This is a genomic window from Sulfitobacter sp. 1A15106 (assembly GCF_043556995.1).
Lineage (GTDB): Bacteria > Pseudomonadota > Alphaproteobacteria > Rhodobacterales > Rhodobacteraceae > Sulfitobacter > Sulfitobacter faviae.
In genome coordinates this window covers 374,521-391,377 of the sequence record NZ_JBIFFM010000002.1, presented here as the reverse complement: position 1 = coordinate 391,377, position 16,857 = coordinate 374,521, and the positions used below count along the sequence as shown (strand labels likewise).

Annotated in this window: 21 protein-coding genes, 1 tRNA gene and 1 other RNA gene; 12 read left to right on the top strand and 11 right to left on the bottom strand. The window is 61.9% G+C overall.

What is annotated here, in order from left to right:
* Positions 1 to 2 precede the first annotated feature (2 nt).
* Positions 3 to 554, top strand: a complete 552-nt coding sequence (locus ACGYKA_RS04530; RefSeq protein WP_394414029.1) for a 6,7-dimethyl-8-ribityllumazine synthase — start codon at positions 3 to 5, stop codon at positions 552 to 554.
* Positions 551 to 1,027 (top strand): transcription antitermination factor NusB, encoded by a 477-nt coding sequence (gene nusB / locus ACGYKA_RS04525; protein ID WP_067264814.1) that lies wholly within the window; start codon positions 551 to 553, stop codon positions 1,025 to 1,027. Before ACGYKA_RS04530 ends, nusB begins: the two co-directional genes overlap by 4 nt.
* Positions 1,028 to 1,084: 57 nt before the next feature.
* On the opposite strand, the gene ssrS is transcribed toward nusB, so the two are convergent.
* The 3 genes from ssrS to ACGYKA_RS04510 form a co-directional block, all read right to left on the bottom strand.
* Positions 1,085 to 1,239: non-coding RNA, 6S RNA (gene ssrS, locus ACGYKA_RS04520), on the bottom strand.
* 76 nt (positions 1,240 to 1,315) lie between these two features.
* Complete coding sequence (locus ACGYKA_RS04515; protein ID WP_394414026.1) at positions 1,316 to 2,092, bottom strand: hypothetical protein; 777 nt, start codon at positions 2,090 to 2,092, stop codon at positions 1,316 to 1,318.
* Positions 2,089 to 3,414 (bottom strand): hypothetical protein, encoded by a 1,326-nt coding sequence (locus ACGYKA_RS04510; protein ID WP_394414023.1) that lies wholly within the window; start codon positions 3,412 to 3,414, stop codon positions 2,089 to 2,091. Before ACGYKA_RS04510 ends, ACGYKA_RS04515 begins: the two co-directional genes overlap by 4 nt.
* An 89-nt stretch (positions 3,415 to 3,503) precedes the next feature.
* Here ACGYKA_RS04510 and ACGYKA_RS04505 point away from each other — a divergent pair, with 89 nt between their 5' ends.
* Positions 3,504 to 3,980, top strand: coding sequence for an MmcB family DNA repair protein (locus ACGYKA_RS04505; protein ID WP_394414020.1), 477 nt, complete (start codon positions 3,504 to 3,506; stop codon positions 3,978 to 3,980).
* Positions 3,981 to 4,040: 60 nt separating this feature from the next.
* On the opposite strand, the gene ACGYKA_RS04500 is transcribed toward ACGYKA_RS04505, so the two are convergent.
* Complete coding sequence (locus ACGYKA_RS04500; RefSeq protein ID WP_209219317.1) at positions 4,041 to 4,229, bottom strand: DUF6324 family protein; 189 nt, start codon at positions 4,227 to 4,229, stop codon at positions 4,041 to 4,043.
* A 336-nt stretch (positions 4,230 to 4,565) separates the two neighbouring features.
* Between ACGYKA_RS04500 and ACGYKA_RS04495 the strand changes: the two genes are divergently transcribed.
* Positions 4,566 to 4,642: transfer RNA gene (locus ACGYKA_RS04495), tRNA-His, on the top strand.
* A 170-nt stretch (positions 4,643 to 4,812) separates the two neighbouring features.
* A complete protein-coding gene (locus ACGYKA_RS04490; protein ID WP_271689592.1) occupies positions 4,813 to 5,268 on the top strand; it encodes a PRC-barrel domain-containing protein in 456 nt (151 codons plus the stop codon).
* 78 nt (positions 5,269 to 5,346) lie between these two features.
* On the opposite strand, the gene ACGYKA_RS04485 is transcribed toward ACGYKA_RS04490, so the two are convergent.
* Together ACGYKA_RS04485 and ACGYKA_RS04480 are read right to left on the bottom strand one after the other, a co-directional pair.
* A complete protein-coding gene (locus tag ACGYKA_RS04485; protein ID WP_394414017.1) occupies positions 5,347 to 5,829 on the bottom strand; it encodes a PaaI family thioesterase in 483 nt (160 codons plus the stop codon).
* Between the two features lie 81 nt (positions 5,830 to 5,910).
* Positions 5,911 to 6,777, bottom strand: coding sequence for a methylenetetrahydrofolate reductase (locus tag ACGYKA_RS04480; protein ID WP_394414014.1), 867 nt, complete (start codon positions 6,775 to 6,777; stop codon positions 5,911 to 5,913).
* A 94-nt stretch (positions 6,778 to 6,871) separates the two neighbouring features.
* Between ACGYKA_RS04480 and ACGYKA_RS04475 the strand changes: the two genes are divergently transcribed.
* A complete protein-coding gene (locus ACGYKA_RS04475; RefSeq protein WP_394414011.1) occupies positions 6,872 to 7,777 on the top strand; it encodes a LysR family transcriptional regulator in 906 nt (301 codons plus the stop codon).
* Between the two features lie 219 nt (positions 7,778 to 7,996).
* Here the strand turns inward: ACGYKA_RS04475 and ACGYKA_RS04470 are convergent, their stop codons facing one another.
* Positions 7,997 to 9,037: an NADP-dependent oxidoreductase gene (locus ACGYKA_RS04470; protein ID WP_394414008.1), complete on the bottom strand. Its 1,041-nt coding sequence runs from the start codon at positions 9,035 to 9,037 to the stop codon at positions 7,997 to 7,999.
* A gap of 167 nt (positions 9,038 to 9,204) precedes the next feature.
* Here ACGYKA_RS04470 and ACGYKA_RS04465 point away from each other — a divergent pair, with 167 nt between their 5' ends.
* Positions 9,205 to 9,990, top strand: coding sequence for an inositol monophosphatase family protein (locus tag ACGYKA_RS04465; protein WP_394414005.1), 786 nt, complete (start codon positions 9,205 to 9,207; stop codon positions 9,988 to 9,990).
* On the opposite strand, the gene ACGYKA_RS04460 is transcribed toward ACGYKA_RS04465, so the two are convergent.
* On the bottom strand, positions 9,991 to 10,281 hold the full coding sequence (locus tag ACGYKA_RS04460; protein ID WP_271691728.1) for a DUF6476 family protein: 291 nt from the start codon (positions 10,279 to 10,281) through the stop codon (positions 9,991 to 9,993).
* Between ACGYKA_RS04460 and ACGYKA_RS04455 the strand changes: the two genes are divergently transcribed.
* Together ACGYKA_RS04455 and rpoH are read left to right on the top strand one after the other, a co-directional pair.
* Positions 10,280 to 11,326: an RluA family pseudouridine synthase gene (locus ACGYKA_RS04455; protein ID WP_394414187.1), complete on the top strand. Its 1,047-nt coding sequence runs from the start codon at positions 10,280 to 10,282 to the stop codon at positions 11,324 to 11,326. The two genes, ACGYKA_RS04460 and ACGYKA_RS04455, sit on opposite strands and share 2 nt — an antisense overlap.
* A 173-nt stretch (positions 11,327 to 11,499) precedes the next feature.
* Complete coding sequence (gene rpoH, locus ACGYKA_RS04450; RefSeq protein ID WP_067262445.1) at positions 11,500 to 12,396, top strand: RNA polymerase sigma factor RpoH; 897 nt, start codon at positions 11,500 to 11,502, stop codon at positions 12,394 to 12,396.
* 52 nt (positions 12,397 to 12,448) lie between these two features.
* Here the strand turns inward: rpoH and ACGYKA_RS04445 are convergent, their stop codons facing one another.
* The gene (locus tag ACGYKA_RS04445) at positions 12,449 to 13,087 is read right to left on the bottom strand and encodes a GntR family transcriptional regulator (protein ID WP_394414002.1); all 639 of its coding nucleotides are present in this window, start codon (positions 13,085 to 13,087) and stop codon (positions 12,449 to 12,451) included.
* A 75-nt stretch (positions 13,088 to 13,162) separates the two neighbouring features.
* On the opposite strand from ACGYKA_RS04445, the gene ACGYKA_RS04440 reads away from it, so the two are divergent.
* The 3 genes from ACGYKA_RS04440 (at position 13,163) to ACGYKA_RS04430 (ending at position 14,758) form a co-directional block, all read left to right on the top strand.
* Positions 13,163 to 13,735: a hypothetical protein gene (locus tag ACGYKA_RS04440; protein WP_394414000.1), complete on the top strand. Its 573-nt coding sequence runs from the start codon at positions 13,163 to 13,165 to the stop codon at positions 13,733 to 13,735.
* Between the two features lie 200 nt (positions 13,736 to 13,935).
* A complete protein-coding gene (locus ACGYKA_RS04435; protein ID WP_271689601.1) occupies positions 13,936 to 14,322 on the top strand; it encodes a hypothetical protein in 387 nt (128 codons plus the stop codon).
* 166 nt (positions 14,323 to 14,488) lie between these two features.
* Positions 14,489 to 14,758: a DksA/TraR family C4-type zinc finger protein gene (locus ACGYKA_RS04430; RefSeq protein WP_394413997.1), complete on the top strand. Its 270-nt coding sequence runs from the start codon at positions 14,489 to 14,491 to the stop codon at positions 14,756 to 14,758.
* A gap of 2 nt (positions 14,759 to 14,760) precedes the next feature.
* On the opposite strand, the gene ACGYKA_RS04425 is transcribed toward ACGYKA_RS04430, so the two are convergent.
* Both ACGYKA_RS04425 and ACGYKA_RS04420 read right to left on the bottom strand, forming a co-directional pair.
* Positions 14,761 to 15,003: a hypothetical protein gene (locus tag ACGYKA_RS04425; protein WP_394417648.1), complete on the bottom strand. Its 243-nt coding sequence runs from the start codon at positions 15,001 to 15,003 to the stop codon at positions 14,761 to 14,763.
* Positions 15,003 to 16,823 carry a M3 family oligoendopeptidase gene (locus ACGYKA_RS04420; protein WP_394413991.1) on the bottom strand — a complete coding sequence of 607 codons (1,821 nt, stop codon included), beginning with the start codon at positions 16,821 to 16,823 and terminating at the stop codon, positions 15,003 to 15,005. Before ACGYKA_RS04420 ends, ACGYKA_RS04425 begins: the two co-directional genes overlap by 1 nt.
* Between the last annotated feature and the right edge of the window lie 34 nt (positions 16,824 to 16,857).

Sequence of the window (16,857 nt, the reverse complement as noted above, 5' to 3'; positions counted from 1 at the left end):
CCATGGCATCCGCCGAAGAGCATACCATCCTGCCGCGTCCCAGCTTCGACGAACCGGTGAAGCTGCTGATCGTCGTCTCGCCCTATTACTCGGACATCGCGAATGGCCTGTTGACCGGCGCCAAGGCCGAGTTGGAGGCTGCGGGCGCCAGTTACGAGGTGATCGAAATGCCCGGCGCGCTGGAGATTCCCACCGCCATCGGCATTTCCGACCGGGGCAGCAATTTCGACGGCTATGTCGCGCTTGGCTGCGTCATCCGGGGCGAGACCACCCATTACGAGACCGTCTGCAATGACAGCAGCCGCGCCTTGCAACTGCTTGGCCTGCAAGGGCTTTGCATCGGCAATGGCATTCTAACGGTCGAGAGCAAACAACAGGCCGAGGTGCGCGCCGACCCCAAGGGGCAAAACAAAGGCGGCGGCGCGGCCGCTGCGGCCTTGCATCTTGTCGCGCTCGCTCGTAAATGGGGCCGCCAGAGCAAGGGCATCGGGTTCAAGCCATTCGGGCAGGACACTTTGATGGCCGGCGATACGGATGGATCAAACATCGCATGACCAGCAACGGGCCTTCGGGCAACCAGAAACGTAAGATGAAGTCGGCCTCGCGGCTCTATGCCGTGCAGGCGCTGTTCCAGATGGAGCATTCCGCGCAGACGGTCGATGTCGTGCGTCACGAGTTTATCGACCACCGTTTCGGTGCCGTCTATGAAGGCGACGAGATGCAGGAGGGGGATGTCGATCACTTCTCTCGCGTGCTCGAAGATGCGGTGAACTATCAAGCGCCGATCGACCAGATGGCCAACCGCGCCATCGTCGCCAAATGGGCCATTGCGCGGATCGACCCGACCCTGCGCGCACTGTTCCGCGCCGCCGGGGCCGAGTTCCGCCATGACGACACGCCGCCGCGCGTGGTGATCAAGGAATATGTCGACGTGGCCCATGCCTTCTTCCCCGATGGGCGCGAGCCGAGCTTTGTCAACGCCGTGCTTGACCATATGGCCCGCGAGGCGCGCCCCGAAGCGTTCTAAACGCGCGGGAAAGTGGCCCCGAGGGGCCATCTACCACATCAATGTCTTGGGAAAGTGACGGGAACCGCGCCTGCCGCTGCTGTTTTATATTCCCGAGGACCTGTATGTACAGGTGGGCGCCAGGTAACCGAACCAGGGCTCGGACAGAGCCAGCTCCCTCGGATTTGCTTAAGGCCACTGGAATGTAACGTTCACGAACAGGGCAGAACCCGTCGACCCCCGATGTAGAGGCCAAGTGGGGCTGCGGCAAGGGGGCGGAAGTGGATTTGCAAAACTTCTCTGCCGCGCTCAATCTTCGGCGGGGATAAAGCCGTAGCGGCGCAATTCTTCGGGCAGCAGCACATAGATTTCATCGGGTGGCGTGACCAGCGCGTGCTGCATCACCATCGGATCAATGCCCATATCATCCAGGTATCGCATCACCTCACCTTGGCCGCGCTGGATGTCTTCCACAGCGACAAAGGCGGGCAGAATCGTACTTTCGCCAAAGTAATGTTGATGCACCCCGACCGAGGCGCTCTCGGGCACCGTCCGTGCCGCGCCGGCGGCCAGTAGATAGGGGCAGGCGGAATAGCAGATGTCGCCCTCCCGCAGTGCGGTGTTTAGCCCTTCGCGCCGCAGGTAGTGGCCCAGTTCCAAAGCGTCGCGGACCGATCCGCCGGGGGAATTGAGATAGATTTCCTCGGGCGCGGGCGTCAGTTCGCTCAACTGTTTGACGATCCGCTCTGCATCGCCAGCGTCGATGGCCCCTTCCAGCAGCGCCGCCCGCCCGCCCGAGACGGGGGTGAGCACCAGCCGGTCGGGCAGGGCGGTCTCGGGCATCGGCTCGCCGGGGGTCGGCGCGCGTTCGGGGCGGAAGCGCCGGGTCTGGTCGCCGGGGCGGATCGGCTCGGTCAGTTCCGGGGCGCGCGGGCCGAAGCCCGGCAGGCGCAGCCCTTCCCCTAGGTCCCCCCAGAACAGCAGCACCGCAAGGCCAAGTTGAAAGATCAGCACGCCGATCAGCACCCGCCCGACAATTGGCTTCCGGTGGGGGGCTTCGGCTTCTGGTGGGGTCTCCTCGCTCATGTGCTTTTGATCGATGTGACGGGGCCGGGGGCCGGTTCTTCGGGCGCATCCGCGGCGGGCGGCGTTTCGGCGGCGGGGCGTTTGTGGGCGGGGCTTTCCTGCATCGCCACATCGACATCATGCACGGCAGCAAGCGCGGCACGCAGTTCTGCAAGGGTCAGCGTGTCTTCGACGGCAGCCCCCTCACGGCCCGAGCGGATCGCCCCTTGGGTGATGGAGAGGATCAGCACCAGCACGGCGGGCAACAGGTCAATCGCGATGGCCCCGGCCCAAGAGGGCACGAAATTGCGCGCATAGAGGATCACCGCATCGGCGCTGGAGATCGGCGTATAGGTCGTGTCAGCAGCGGGCGGCATGGCCTGCACATCCTGCGCCGCGCGCTCCAATGTCGCTGCACGCTGGGCCAGCACCTCCAGAACCGAGGTGATCGTCGCCCCTTGTGCGCCGCGTTGTTCTTCGTTGCTGCCATCAAGCTCAGGCAGAACGACGGAGGCCGCCAAATCCTGCGCCGCGCGCTCCACCAGCGGGGCCACGGAAAGCTGCCGCAGCCGGGTGATCAGACCTGCAAGCCGCACGGCCTGTTCGGAAAACTCGACCGAGCGCGCCTGAACTGGGCCGGGCTCTACCGTAAGGGCGCGCATGCGGCTGAGGATCTGGTTCCCTTCTGCAAAGGCGTCATTCACCAGCGGGGTCTGGGTGGCGATCTGCGCCTCCAGCGCGCCCAGTTCTGCCGACTTCTGCCGCAGCACCCGGAACACCGCGCCGCGCCCGGCAAGGCCCGACAGGCTGCCTGCCGCCTCTTGCTCGCTCAGGTCTTCAAAGCTTTGCCTGACCCGAGCCACGTCCCGCTCAAGCCCTTGAGCGGACAAGGCAATCTCATGGGTGCGCTCCAACGCGCCTTGGTAGTCTTGCACCGTCTCGGCCAGATGCTGCTCTACCGCCGCCGATCCGGCAAGCGCGGCGGCGTTCAGCCAGCTCGACATCGCGATGATCGCGACGGAGCCGAGCCCCATGGCCCCCAAAAGCCCCATCCGCGCACGCGTGGTGCGCACTGCGGGGAAGAGCCTCAGCAGATAGGACCAGAAGACGAAAATCCCCACCGAGACCGCCACCGAATAGGCGATCGCGGCAAAGGCCGACATGGCGCCGTTGTCATCCAGCAGCGACGAGACGCCAAGGTAGGTGTAAATGCCCGAGGCCACGGCCAAAACGCCAAGCGCCGTGCCGGAAAATGTATCGAGCCATGTCAGATGGCCCTCCAATTCACGGGCATAACGCACCCCGCGCGCCTGCGTCTCACTCATCGGTTCGCGTTGTGCCATGGGCCTCCCTCGCTTTGCTGGGGTGAAGATAGGGGGTCACGGGGGAATTACCAAACTTTCCGGTGCTGCCCCTTGTGGATGTTCATCAAATGTTCATATTTGTCGCCATGATGGAGAATGACATACGACAGTTCCAACCCGGCCAGTTACTGGCGCGGGGGGTGATGCGGCATCTGGCCGATCTTGGGTTCGCCTCGGTGGAGGAACTTGTGCCGACGCGCGGTTTGCGGGTCGACGTGATGGCGCTTGGCCCGAAGGGGGAGATTTGGATCGTCGAATGCAAATCCAGTCGCGCCGATTTCATGGGCGACGCAAAATGGGAGGGCTATTTGGAATGGGCCGACCGGTTCTTTTGGGCCGTGGACAGTGATTTCCCGGTGGAACTGCTGCCCGAGGAAAGCGGCCTCATCATCGGTGACGCCTATGGGGCCGAGATTGTAAGGATGTGCGATGAGACCAAGCTTGCGCCCGCTCGGCGCAAGGTGATGGTGCAGAAATTGGCGACCCATGCCGCCCGGCGCCTGCATCGTCTACGCGATCCCGACATGGCGCCGAACTGGTCTTGAAAGGGGGGCGTGATCTGAGGGCGCCCGTCTATTTCGTGGCCGAACCCGCGCGTAGGCGGCTTAGCGCCCTTTTTTGCCCGCGCGGTTTGCGGCGGCCATGATCTCTTCCGCGATTTCGCGGGCTTCTTCCGGGGTGAAATCCATCGGAATTTCAACGCCGCCGCCTTCGACGAAAAGGCGGACCATGCCCTTGTCTGTCGGGCCGATTTGCAGGTTTGCTTCGATGTCGCGTTCGGTGTCGATGCCCATGGGAGCCTCCGGTTTGGTGGGGCTTATCGCTAGCGCGGCATGGGCGGAAAGGCAAGATATCTTGGCGGGTTGCGACGCAGGGCAGGGGTGCGTTGGCCTTAGGTGACGGATGCATCATCACCGTTCTGGAAGAGGGTGGGGTGCCGGTCTGGCGGATCGGGAGATTGCCGCGACGCGCAGCTTGGAGATCGAGGGTGAAATCGCCGCGTCATCCACCCGCGTTTCCCGCATGAGTGCCGATGACACAGGGCGCGCGAAAAATCTGACGGAAACCGGCATTTCTTCTGACTTTGAGGTCTTGCATTCCTCCGCCACGGGCGCTAAATCCGCCCCAGTGCCGCCTTAGCTCAGTTGGTTAGAGCGCTTGATTGTGGATCAAGAGGTCCCTGGTTCGAGACCAGGAGGTGGTACCACCCCCCCCATTTCATTCTACCTCCGCCTTGGGGTGAATTGCCTTTTCACGGCGCGCCGCATGATGCTGCCAGCGCGCTGGCACCCTAACCCATCGTAAATTTTAGATTTTCTGGAACGTTCTGTCTGAGCTTTCGTTGTGACCATAGCAAATAACGAAAAGGAGAGAGACATGAAAACGCTTACAGCCAGCACCCTTGCCCTGACACTCGCAGGCACCGCCGCTTTCGCTGAAACGCATATGACCGACTATTCCAACGTCGACAGCATGCAGATGAACGAAATGCGCGGCGATCTGATCCGCTCACGCGACATCACCGGCGGTGAGATCTACACCCTCAACGAAGCCGGCGACGAATGGAGCCCCAATACGGCCTATAACGAAATCGGCGCCGACTGGAACGAGATCGGTGAAATCGAAGACATCGTTCTGTCGAAAAACGGCCAGATGGTCGGCATCGTAGCCGAGGTCGGTGGTTTCCTCGATATCGGTGACAAACACGTCATGATCTCGACACCCGATGTGAACCTCGTCGCCGTCGATGACCAGACCTACGCCTATGTCACGCGTCTGAGCGAAGAAGAGCTCGAAGCGCTGCCCGGCGTTGACGAAGGCTTCTGGGATTAATTTGAGCGGTTAATGCTTAAGTTAAATTCTTGGACCCCGGCGTGGAGCTTTCCGCGCCGGGGTTCTTCGTGAATGGACTTAGCCCAGCTTCATCACGATGCAGGTGGTGGAGCCTGTGGCATAAAGCTTGCCATCCTCGACGCCGCGAATCTCTCCATGCGCGACACCGGTCGAACGGCCCACATGATCGGTCACCCCGATACAGTCGATCTCCATCCCCAAGGGCAGGCCGCGCAGGATATTAATCTTGTATTCCAAAGTGGTATAGACCGAGCCGCGGGGGATTTTCGTCATCACCGCGCAGGCCATCGCTGAATCGAGCAGCGTGCCGTACCAACCGCCGTGCACCGTCCCCATCGGGTTCGTCATGGCAAAGCTCGGCGCGCCACGAAAGACGATGCGGCCCTCTTCGACCGAATGCAGCGCATAGCCCATGGTCTGGCCGATGGGCGGGCCGGGGTTGGTGCCGTCGAGAATGGCCTGCATGAACTCCAGCCCCGAAAGCTTGAGCGCTTCGGATTGGGACAAAAGGTCAGCGGGGCTTTGGGCGATGCGGGGCATGGTCTTCTCCGGCAAGTGAATTTCGCCGGAGGATACGCCTGCGCGGGGCAGGGGCAAGCCCCCCAGCCGGAGGGACAGCGCTTACGCGACGTCCGAGAGATCGACCTGCGGGGTCACACCGATGGCGCGGCAGACGTCGCGGGTGAGTTCCGCGCGGTTGAGCGTGTAGAAATGCAGCGCATCCACGCCTTCGTCGATCAACTCGCTGCACAGTTCGGTGCACATGGCTTGGGCCAGCAGATCGTGCCGATCATCGCGGATCGCGGCCTCATAGGCTTGGTCGACCCATTCCGGGACCGGCGTGCCGCATTTGACGGCAAATTTACGGGCCGAGGTCCAGTTCACCACCGGCAGGATGCCCGGCGTGATCGGCTTGTCGATGCCCGCTTTCACACAGGCATCGCGGAAACGCAGGAAGGTCTCCGCCTCGAAGAAGAACTGGGTCAGCGCCTCATCCGCGCCTGCGTCGAACTTGCGCTTGAGCCAGTCGATATTCGCCTGCTGGTCCGCCGCTTCGGGGTGGGGGTCGGGGTAGGCGCCCACGCGGATTGTGAATTTGCCGGTTTTCGCCAGCGCCTCGATCAGCTCGCAGCTGTCGGCGAAGCCTTCAGGGTGGGGTACGAACCTGTCGGTGCCCGCTTGTGGGTCACCGCGCAGGGCGACGATGTCTTTGATGCCTGCTTCGGCGAATTTATCGGCCACGTCGAGCGTCTCCGCCCGGCTGGCGCCGACGCAGGTCAGGTGGCCTGCGACAGGCAAGCCCGAGGTGCGGTGCAGCACATGCGCCGAATCATGGGTGAGATCGCGCGTCGTGCCACCCGCGCCGTAGGTGACAGAGAAGAAACGCGGCGCCAGCGGGGCCAATGCCTGCGCCGCATCCCACAGTTTGAACGCCGCGCCGACGGTGCGGGGCGGGAAGACTTCGAAGGAAACGGCAGGCGTGGTCATTGAGAGATCCTTTTGGCGGTTTCACGTCTTGTCTCACATCTAGCCTTGTGAGACAAACTCATAACATTCATCTTGAACATGAGTAATGCCTCAAATGCACATTGAGTTCCGTCACCTGCGCACAATCAAGGCCATCCACGAGGCGGGCGGCTTGGCCCGCGCGGCGGATCAGATGAATATCACGCAATCGGCGTTAAGTCATCAGGTGAAGGGGTTGGAGGATCAGGCGGGGGTCGAACTCTTTGTGCGGCGCTCGAAACCGTTGAAGCTGTCGCCCGCCGGGCAGCGGCTGTTGAAGCTTGCGCAGCAGGTCTTGCCGCAGGTCGAAGCCTTGCAGGACGAGTTTTCGGGCCTGCGGGCGGGCAGCACCGGGCGGATGCACATTGCGATCGAATGTCACGCCTGTTTTGAGTGGCTCTTCCCGGTGTTGGAGCAGTTCCGCCGCCATTGGCCGGATGTGGATGTCGATATCCGCGCCGGTCTCGCCTTCGACGCGCTGCCTGCGCTGTTGCGGGAGGAGGTTGATTTGGTGGTCTCCTCGGACCCTGAGGAACTGCCGGGTGTCGAATTTGTCGAACTGTTTGACTACAATCCGGTTTTCGTAGCTTCGCAAAGCCATCCTTTGGCGGAAAAGTCCTTTGTCGAGGCGGCTGATTTTCGCGGGGAGACATTGATTACCTATCCGGTGGAACGGACCCGGCTGGACGTGTTCAGCCAGTTGTTGATCCCCGCCAAGGTCGAGCCTGCGACGATCCGGCAGGTAGAGCTGACGGCGGTGATCCTGTTGCTGGTGGCGTCCAACCGCGGGGTCTCGGTCCTGCCGGATTGGGTGGTGCGGGAGGTGAAATATTCCTCCGATTACGTCACGCGGCCTTTGACGGCCGAGGGGATCACACGGCGGCTTTACGCGGCGGTGCGGCGGGATGATTTGGGCAAACCGTTTATGGATGAGTTGCTAAAGCTGGCCGGGCAGGAGGCGCGGAAGTTGCAGCGGGCCTGAGCGGGGTGCCGAGGGCCAGCGCCTGCCCGGGGTGGGCGATCTGACCGTGGTTCATGCCGCTTTATGGTTCAGCCATGACGCACGGTCGCGAAGTCGCGCCAAGTCTTTCTAAATCGCCTACCCGGGGGACGGGCAGGCGATGGCCCGGTGCCTGCGGCTTGGCTCCGAGCGGGTGGGTGAACGCGCCGTTCCACAAGGCGGAACGACGCATTCCAAAGCTTACTTCACCTTAACGATAGCCTTGCCGGTGTTCCCGCCATTCAGCATGTCGATGAAGGCCTGTGGCGCATTCTCCAGCCCTTCGGTGATGTCCTCTTTCACCTTCACGCGGCCATCGGCGACCATCGGCGCCACTTCGCGCTGGAACTTCGGCATCTGGTCCCAGTGGTTCGAGATGATGAAGCCGCGCACGGTGAGGAAGTTCACCAAAATCGTGCGCCACAGCCGCGGCGCGGTGAGGCCAGCGCCTTCGGCATCGGCACCCAGCCCGCCCGCGTTATACCACGCGATCATGCCGCAAAGCGGGATGCGGCCATGGGGGTTCATCAGCGGCAGTACCGCGTCCAGCACCTTGCCGCCGACGTTTTCGTAATAGATATCAATGCCATCCGGTGCGGCCTCTTTCAGGGCGGTGCGCAGGGATTTGGCATCGTCATAGGCGCGGTGATCAAGGCAGACGTCAAAGCCGAAATCGCGGGTGGCGATCTCGCATTTCTCGGCGCCGCCTGCGATGCCCACAGTGCGCAGCCCTTTGGCCTTGGCCAATTGCCCAACGATCGAGCCGACGGGGCCGGTGGCTGCGGCCACGACGAGGGTCTCGCCCTCTTTCGGTTGGCCGATGTCGTTCAAACCGTACCAGCCGGTCAGGCCGGGCATGCCCAGCACGCCGAGGGAGGCGGTGATCGGCACGCCTTCGGCATCGACCTTCTGACATTGTTTCGCCGGGGCGACGCCATGGGTGGCCCAGCCGAAGGCGCCAAAGGCAAAATCGCCCTCGGCAAAGCTGGGGTCATTGGAGGCGATCACCTTGCCCACACTGCCGCCTTCCATCAACCCGCCGATGGGCACAGGTTCGGCATAGGATTTCGCATCGTCCATCCGGCCCCGCATGTATGGGTCGAGCGACATGTAATGCACTTCGACCAGAATTTCGCCATCGCCCGGCTGGGGGATATCCGCGCTTTCAAGGCGGAAGTTCTCGGGCGTGGGTGCGCCATCGGGGCGGGAGGCGAGGACGATTCTCTGCATCTGGTCGGACATGGGGTTTCCTTCGTGCTGGTTGCTACAGCGTCCAAGGTGTTCCCTCGCGCTCTGAATGCAACCCGTGAGGTGCGCAAGAATCAATAAGCGGTGCAGGTTTCTGCCCCCTTGGCAATTGCGCTCTTGCGCCCTATACGTCCCGCCTTATCCATCAAAGGGCGCGAACAATGATCGGCAGTGCGAATCTCAACATCATGATCAAGGCGGCACGCAAAGCGGGGCGTGCATTGGTCAAGGATTTCCGCGAGGTCGAGAACCTTCAGGTCTCGGTCAAGGGCGCGGGCGATTTCGTGACCAAGGCCGACATCGGCGCCGAGAAGATCATCAAAGACGACCTCATGGGCGCCCGTCCAACCTATGGCTGGCTGGCCGAAGAGGGGGGCGAGGAAGAGGGCCAAGACCCGACCCGTCGCTGGATCGTCGACCCGCTGGATGGCACGACCAACTTTCTGCACGGTCTGCCGCATTGGGCCATCTCCATCGCGTTGGAGCATAAGGGCGAGATTGTCGCCGGTGTGATCTTTGACCCCGCCAAGGACGAGATGTTCTTTGCCGAGAAGGGCACCGGCGCTTGGATGAACGAAGGCCGTCTGCGGGTCTCTGGCCGTCACCGCATGATTGAGTCGATCTTTGCCACAGGTCTGCCTTTCGGGGGCCGTGCCGATCTGCCTGAAACGCTCAAGGATTTGGGCCGCCTGCTGCCCGTCTGCGCCGGTGTGCGCCGCTGGGGCGCGGCATCGCTCGATCTCGCCTATGTCGCCTCGGGCCGTTACGATGGCTTCTGGGAGCGTCGTCTGAAGCCATGGGATGTGGCCGCGGGCATGTTGATCGTCAAAGAGGCTGGTGGCCTTGTCGAGCCGATCCGCCCTGAGCGCAACATCCTGCAACATGGTGAGATCATCTGCGCGAACGAGCCGATCTATTCGACCTTCGCCAAAACGATCCGCGGCTGATTACTCGATCACGACCGTCTGGCGCAATGCGCCGGTCAGCTGGTCAAAGATCAGGATCTCATCCGCATCCGTCACCACCGCATACCAGCCGCGCCCTTGCGTAAACGCTTGGGCGCTGCTGCCATCGGGCAGGGTGATGCTGCGCGGCATGGTCGGGCCCTGATCGCTCAGGCGGGTGACAAGCACGAAGATCAGCACTAGAACCCCGCCAATCATCACGACGGTCAAGACCGTCACCATCCGCCGCAGAAACCGCAGGTTCGCCGGTTCATCAGGGTTGTCCGTGTCCATGTCTCACCGCCGCATTGATTTCATTCTGGGCGATAGCCCGCCCGCCCGTCTTGATAAGGCGCTGGCCCGCGATGTGCCAGAGGAAGCGAACCTGTCGCGCACGCGGTTGGGCCGTTTGATCACCGAAGGCGCTGTCACGCTGGACGGTGTCGTGGTCCAAGACCCCCGCGCCAAAGTGGCCGAAGGGCAGGCGGTGCAGATCACGGTCGAAGAGGCGGCGGAAAGCCACATCTTGCCCGAAGACATCCCGCTGTCGGTGGTGTTCGAGGACGACGATCTGATCGTGATCGACAAACCCGCAGGCATGGTGGTGCATCCTGCGCCGGGCTCGCCCTCCGGCACTCTGGTCAACGCATTGCTGGCGCATTGCGGCGATGATCTCTCTGGCGTGGGCGGAATGAAACGGCCCGGCATCGTGCACCGGATCGACAAGGATACCACCGGCCTGCTCGTCGTCGCCAAATCTGATGCGGCGCATCACGGGCTGGCGGCGCAGTTCGAGAAACATACCGTAGAGCGTTATTACCAGACCCTCGTCTATGGGGTGCCGGATGCCAATGACCCGCGCCTGCGGGGCGTCAAAGGCGCGTCCTTCGAGGCGGGGAATATCCTGCGGATGACCACCCGACTGGCGCGGCACAAGACCGACCGCCAGCGGCAGGCGGTGCTGTTTCAAGGCGGGCGGCACGCGGTGACCCGCGCCCGCACGGTTGAGCGTTTCGGCATCCCGCCCGTACTGGCGCTGCTGGAATGCTGGCTTGAGACGGGGCGCACGCACCAAATCCGCGTGCACATGTCTCACGCGGGCCATGGTCTCGTGGGGGATGCGACCTATGGCGGGCGGCGCAAGCTGGCCAAGACGGCCTTGCCTGAGGCCACCGCCGAAGCAATCCGCGCCTTCCCCCGCCAAGCGCTGCACGCCGCCGTTCTGGGGTTCGAACATCCAGTAACCGGTGAAAACCTGCGTTTCGAAGCACCCCTGCCGCCCGATATGGCGGCCCTGCTGGACCTGTTGCGCGACGGCCCCACCGCCCCATCGGCGTGACCCCGCCACCCCGCGGAACCGCCTAAGGAGCGGTTACGTTTTGTTCACAGAAACTGTGCAGTCATGAACAAAAGCGTGAATGCTTCTGTCTTGAAAGCACGAAGGGGGCCGCCCATATTGCATGTTAAGCGAAATAACATAGGCCCCGATTAAACTGGGGAAAGGGACAAGACATGGCAAATTATGCAAATCTGCCCGCACCAACGCCCGAAGGCGGGCTGAACCGCTATATGCAAGAGATCCGCAAGTTCCCGCTGCTGGAGCCTGAGGAAGAATACATGCTGGCCAAACGCTGGGTCGAAGAGCAAGACACCGAAGCCGCGCATAAGATGGTCACCTCTCACCTGCGCCTCGCGGCGAAGATCGCGATGGGCTACCGCGGCTATGGATTGCCACAGTCCGAGGTGATCTCGGAAGCGAACGTCGGCCTGATGCAGGCGGTGAAACGTTTCGATCCTGAGAAGGGCTTCCGCCTTGCCACCTATGCGATGTGGTGGATTCGCGCCTCGATTCAGGAATATATCCTGCGGTCGTGGTCGCTGGTTAAGCTCGGCACGACCTCAGGTCAGAAAAAGCTGTTCTTCAACCTGCGTAAGGCCAAAAACAAGATCGGCGCGTTGGAAGAGGGCGATCTGCGCCCTGAAAACGTGAAAGAGATCGCGACCCAGCTTGGCGTGACCGAGGATGAGGTCGTCTCCATGAACCGGCGGATGTCGGGCGGGGATGCCTCGCTCAACGCCACTGTTGGGTCCGAAGGCGAAGGCACGATGCAGTGGCAAGATTGGTTGGAGGATGAAGACGCCGACCAAGCGGGCGACTACGCGGAGCGTGACGAATTGGAGACCCGGCGTGAGATGCTGGCCGAGGCTTTGGACGTGCTGAACGAGCGCGAGAAGGACATTCTGACCCAGCGTCGCCTGTCGGATGAGACTGTCACGCTCGAAGACCTCTCGGCGCAATACGATGTCAGCCGCGAGCGGATCCGCCAGATCGAAGTGCGCGCCTTCGAGAAGCTGCAAAAGCGGATGCGCGACTTGGCGAAGGAAAAGGGCATGTTGGCGGCCAGCTAACGGCTGAACCAGATGATGCAGAAGGCCCCGCTTCTTTGGAGCGGGGCTTTCTTTATTCGCTTCGGGATTCGATGAGCTGGCTTTCGAGCCTTGCGACTTCTTCGAAACAGGCGGCGATCGTGCCCGACTGCATCGCCCGGGCAGCGGCTTGCAGCACCGCCCGCAGATGCACGATCTGAGGTTCCGGCGCGGTGTCGAAATCCCGCAAGGACCATCTGATCAGCCGCCAATAGGCCGCGCGAAAGGCGTCGCTGAGGATCGGGTTCTCGATCATCTCCGATAGGGCGTTCAAAAGCCGGGCGCGGATGTCGAAAAACGCCTCGGCATTGTCCAGCGGGGCGAGGTCCATCATGCCCAGCATCCCGGCGAGTGGCATGAAGTGCGCCGGTGGGGCGGGGGAGGGCGGTGCACATTTGCCGGCGGCTTCGATAATCGCCACAGCCGCGCGAATGTCATTCGCGCGCATGGGCGCGTCCAAAGGGGTCACGATAGACCCCACGCCGGATTTCACGGCGATCATGCGTTCATAGGCTAAACGTTGCAACGCTTGCCGGATGGGTGTGCGGGACACGCCGAAACGCTGGGCGAGGGCCACCTCATGCAGCATGCCGTCGGCGATATTGCGGTTCAGGCAGATGTCCGTCCGAAGCGCTTCTGCAATCGCGGCGCTGGATTTGACTTGGGTAGACATTGCCCGGCATCCTTCGTCTGTTCGATTTTACCTATTTAACATGTATACAGGTGCTCCTGCCGTTACTCAAATTCTATGGATGTTTTTATGTCTCATGATGTGCCTTTTTTCGATCCTGAAGCGACCTCCATACGCGCCGTTATCCCCACCCCCCGCGGCGGGCATCTGGCGATGACGGGTTTTCCGGGGCTGTTGACCCATGTGGATGGCAGCGCTTACCTCGATCCTCAACAGATGCGGGAAACCTTGGGAGGCCTGCGCGCGGCTGGGGCGCGTGAGTTGCTGGTTCTTACCGAGGAGGTCGAGCTTCCTGACGGAGCTTTTTACCTGATTTCAAAGACTTCACAGTCGCTTGGCCTAAGGATCTCCTTCGCGCCAATCGAAGATTTCAACGTCCCTTGCGACAGATTCCTAACCGAATGGCCTCCACACCGGGTGCGTTTCGAGGCGGCGCTAGAGGCGGGAGAGACGGTTGCCCTTTCCTGCCAATACGGCGCGGGGCGCAGTGGGCTGATCGCGGCGTGGTTGCTGATTGGGGCCGGAATGCCCGGCGCGGAAGCCATCGCCTTGGTGCGCAGCCATTTCCCCGAAGCGATCGAAAACCGGCTTCAAGAAAACTGGCTGCTAGAGGTCGAAAAGGAGAGGTAGACCTCCCTTTCGCATAGGAAATGTGAAAAAAGTTTGGCGAATTATACGATTGCCCCATTGCCGGAAAGTTGTTGCCACATTTACGCCACAATTGGGCCCGACAACATGTATACAGGTTGGGCAGGAGCGTCACCTCAGGGAACGCAAAGGCCCATAGAAAGGGAAGATAAGCGACCAGACGATTAGGAAGAGGATCAGATATGCCAAGCCGCTCCACCGCGCCAGAAACACTCGGCCCCATCACGTCCCTCAATGCAGGTGACATTCTCCGCCGCAAACGCAGCTATGATCCCGTCACCGTTGGTCACCCGTCCGATGAATGCCCCGTCACACTTACCATCTGCGACGCCCGATTTCACAGTGTACAGTATGCCCGCGACTTTGGCCGGGTCGAGGCGATGGTTGAAGTGACCTATACCTGCCATCCCGCCGCCATGCCGCAAAGGGTCCACCTGCGCACCAACGTTCCGCTGCGCCCTGCCGGCCAGCGACAAGAGCTTCGCCGACGGCTCATTCAAAGCGCCGTCACCCTGTCCACCCTACTAAACCGCTTGAATGGAGGAGATACGACCCTGCGTGCTGCTTGACTCACAGCCCAATGCCTAGCAACTGCACCCCCTTTTGGGGGTGTTTTTTTATTTGCGCGACCCCATCTAGTGAGCCTTGGGGCGGGGGACATATCCCGGGTGAGGCCGTGACATGCTGCCGCTGCGGCCCATATCTATGAAGTGAACCGCATGAGGAGGGCGCAACATGGCAGGTGGATGGACACGCGATGGCGCGGTGAACGAGCAGATCGAAGCCTCCATTTCCGACGAATTGGCGCGGCTAAAAGCGCGCCGCGCGCCAGTGGGCGAGAGCCGCACCCATTGCGCGGAATGCGAAGAGCCGATTCCAGAGGCGCGGCGCATGGCGCTGCCGGGGGTAAAGCTTTGTATCGACTGCGTGCGAGAACGAGACGGGCAGGCGCAGATGCGCGGCGGAATTAATCGGCGAGGCTCGAAAGACAGCCAGTTGAAGTGACCTCAAGGCCGTTCTGCCCGCCGTCTGCGGCGAAGGGAGCGCCAGCGCCGAAATAGCCGCACATCCATCGCCGCCACCATGAGGCCAAGCGGCAGCATCCAGAATCCGAGGATCGGCAAGAACCCGAGGATGCCGCCACAGATGAGCGGCAGGCCGAGCGCAAATCTAAATCCGGGCGGCACCCGCCGCCGAATCCAGACAAAGAAGGGTGCGAACCTTTCTTTCATGCGCTCGGCGCGGAACATCAGTCTTCCATCGCTTCCAATTCGTCGATCATGGCCGAGATCATCGACAGGCCCTTGTCCCAGAACGCTGGATCGCTGGCATCAAGTCCGAAGGGGGCGAGAAGCTCCTTGTGGTGCTTCGATCCGCCGGCTTTCAGCATCTCGAAATACTTGTCCTCGAAGCCCTCTTCGCCCTCGGCGTAGACCGCATAGAGCGCGTTCACCAGACCGTCACCGAAGGCATAGGCATAGACGTAGAAGGGCGAATGCACGAAATGCGGGATATAGGCCCAGAAGGTCTCGTAGCCCTCCATGTACTCGAAGGCCGGCCCGAGGCTCTCGGCCTGAACGCTCATCCACAGCGCGTTGATGTCGTCGGGCGTCAACTCCCCGCCGCGGCGCGCTTCGTGCAGCTTGCATTCGAAATCGTAAAAGGCGATCTGGCGCACGACCGTGTTGATCATGTCCTCGACCTTGCCCGCCAGCAGCACCTTGCGCTCGGTCTGGGTCTGCGCCTTATCGAGCATCTTGCGGAAGGTGAGCATCTCGCCGAAGACCGAGGCGGTCTCGGCCAATGTCAGCGGGGTCGAGGAGAGCATCTCGCCCTGATCGGCGGCCAGCACCTGATGCACGCCGTGGCCCAACTCATGCGCCAGCGTCATCACGTCGCGCGGTTTGCCGAGGTAGTTCAGCATCACGTAAGGATGCACGTCCGTCACGGTGGGATGCGCGAAGGCGCCCGGCGCCTTGCCGGGTTTCACGCCCGCGTCGATCCAGCCCTTGGTGAAGAAGGGCTTGGCCAGTTCGCCCATGCGCGGATCGAAGGCGTTGTAGGCCTCCATCACGGTCGCTTCGGCCTGCGCCCAGTCGACCACCTTGGGGTCTTCCATTGGCAGCGGCGCGTTGCGGTCCCAGACCTGCATCACATCAAGGCCCAGCCATTTGCGCTTGAGCTCATAATAGCGGTGGCTCAGCTTCGGATAGGCTTCGACCACCGCGTTGCGCAGCGCCTCGACAACCTCGGGCTCCACGTGGTTGCTGAGGTGGCGCCCGGTCTGCGGTGTCTCCATGCCGCGCCAGCGGTCGATGACCTCTTTCTCTTTGACTTGCGTGTTGTGGACGCGGGCGAAGGTGCGGATGTTGCGGCCCAGCACATTGGCCAAGTCGCGCGCACCGGCCTCGCGCTTGGCGCGGTCGGGGTCGGTCAGCAGGTTCAGCGTGCCTTCGATGTTCAGCGTCTCGCCATCGACCTCGAACTCCAGCCCAGCGATGGTCTCGTCGAACATCCGCTCCCATGCGTCGCCGACGACGCCGAGGTCGTGCAGGAACTTCTCCATCTCGTCCGAAAGCTGGTAGGGCTTCATGGCGCGGATGCGGTCGAAGACCGGCTTGTAGCGGGCAAGGTCGGGGTTCTCGTCCAGCAGTTTGGCGAGGTGATCGTCCGGCAGCTTGTTCAATTCGAGCGTGAAGAAGACCAGCGGCGTGGTGTAATCGGTGATTTTCTCTTGGCAATCGGACATGAATTTGGCCCGGCCCGAGTCCGTCGTCTGCTGGTAATAGCGCAGCCCCGCGTAGGACATGATGCGCCCGGCGACCTGATTGATCTTTTCATTGCGCAGCACACAGTCGAGCAGCCCTTCGGCGTCCAATGCGGCTAGATTGCCTTCGTAGTCGGCGGCGAAACGCGCGCAGGATTCCTCTAGCCAGTCGAGATCGCGTTTCAATTCGGGTGCGTCCTCACTGGTGTAGAGATCGCTCAAATCCCATTCCGGCAGATCGCCAAGGTCTTTGCCCCCGGCGCTGGCGTTGGCATCGTGAAGCGGGAAGGGAAGCTGAAACATCGGTGTACCTCATTTGCGTTTCGTCACATCTATG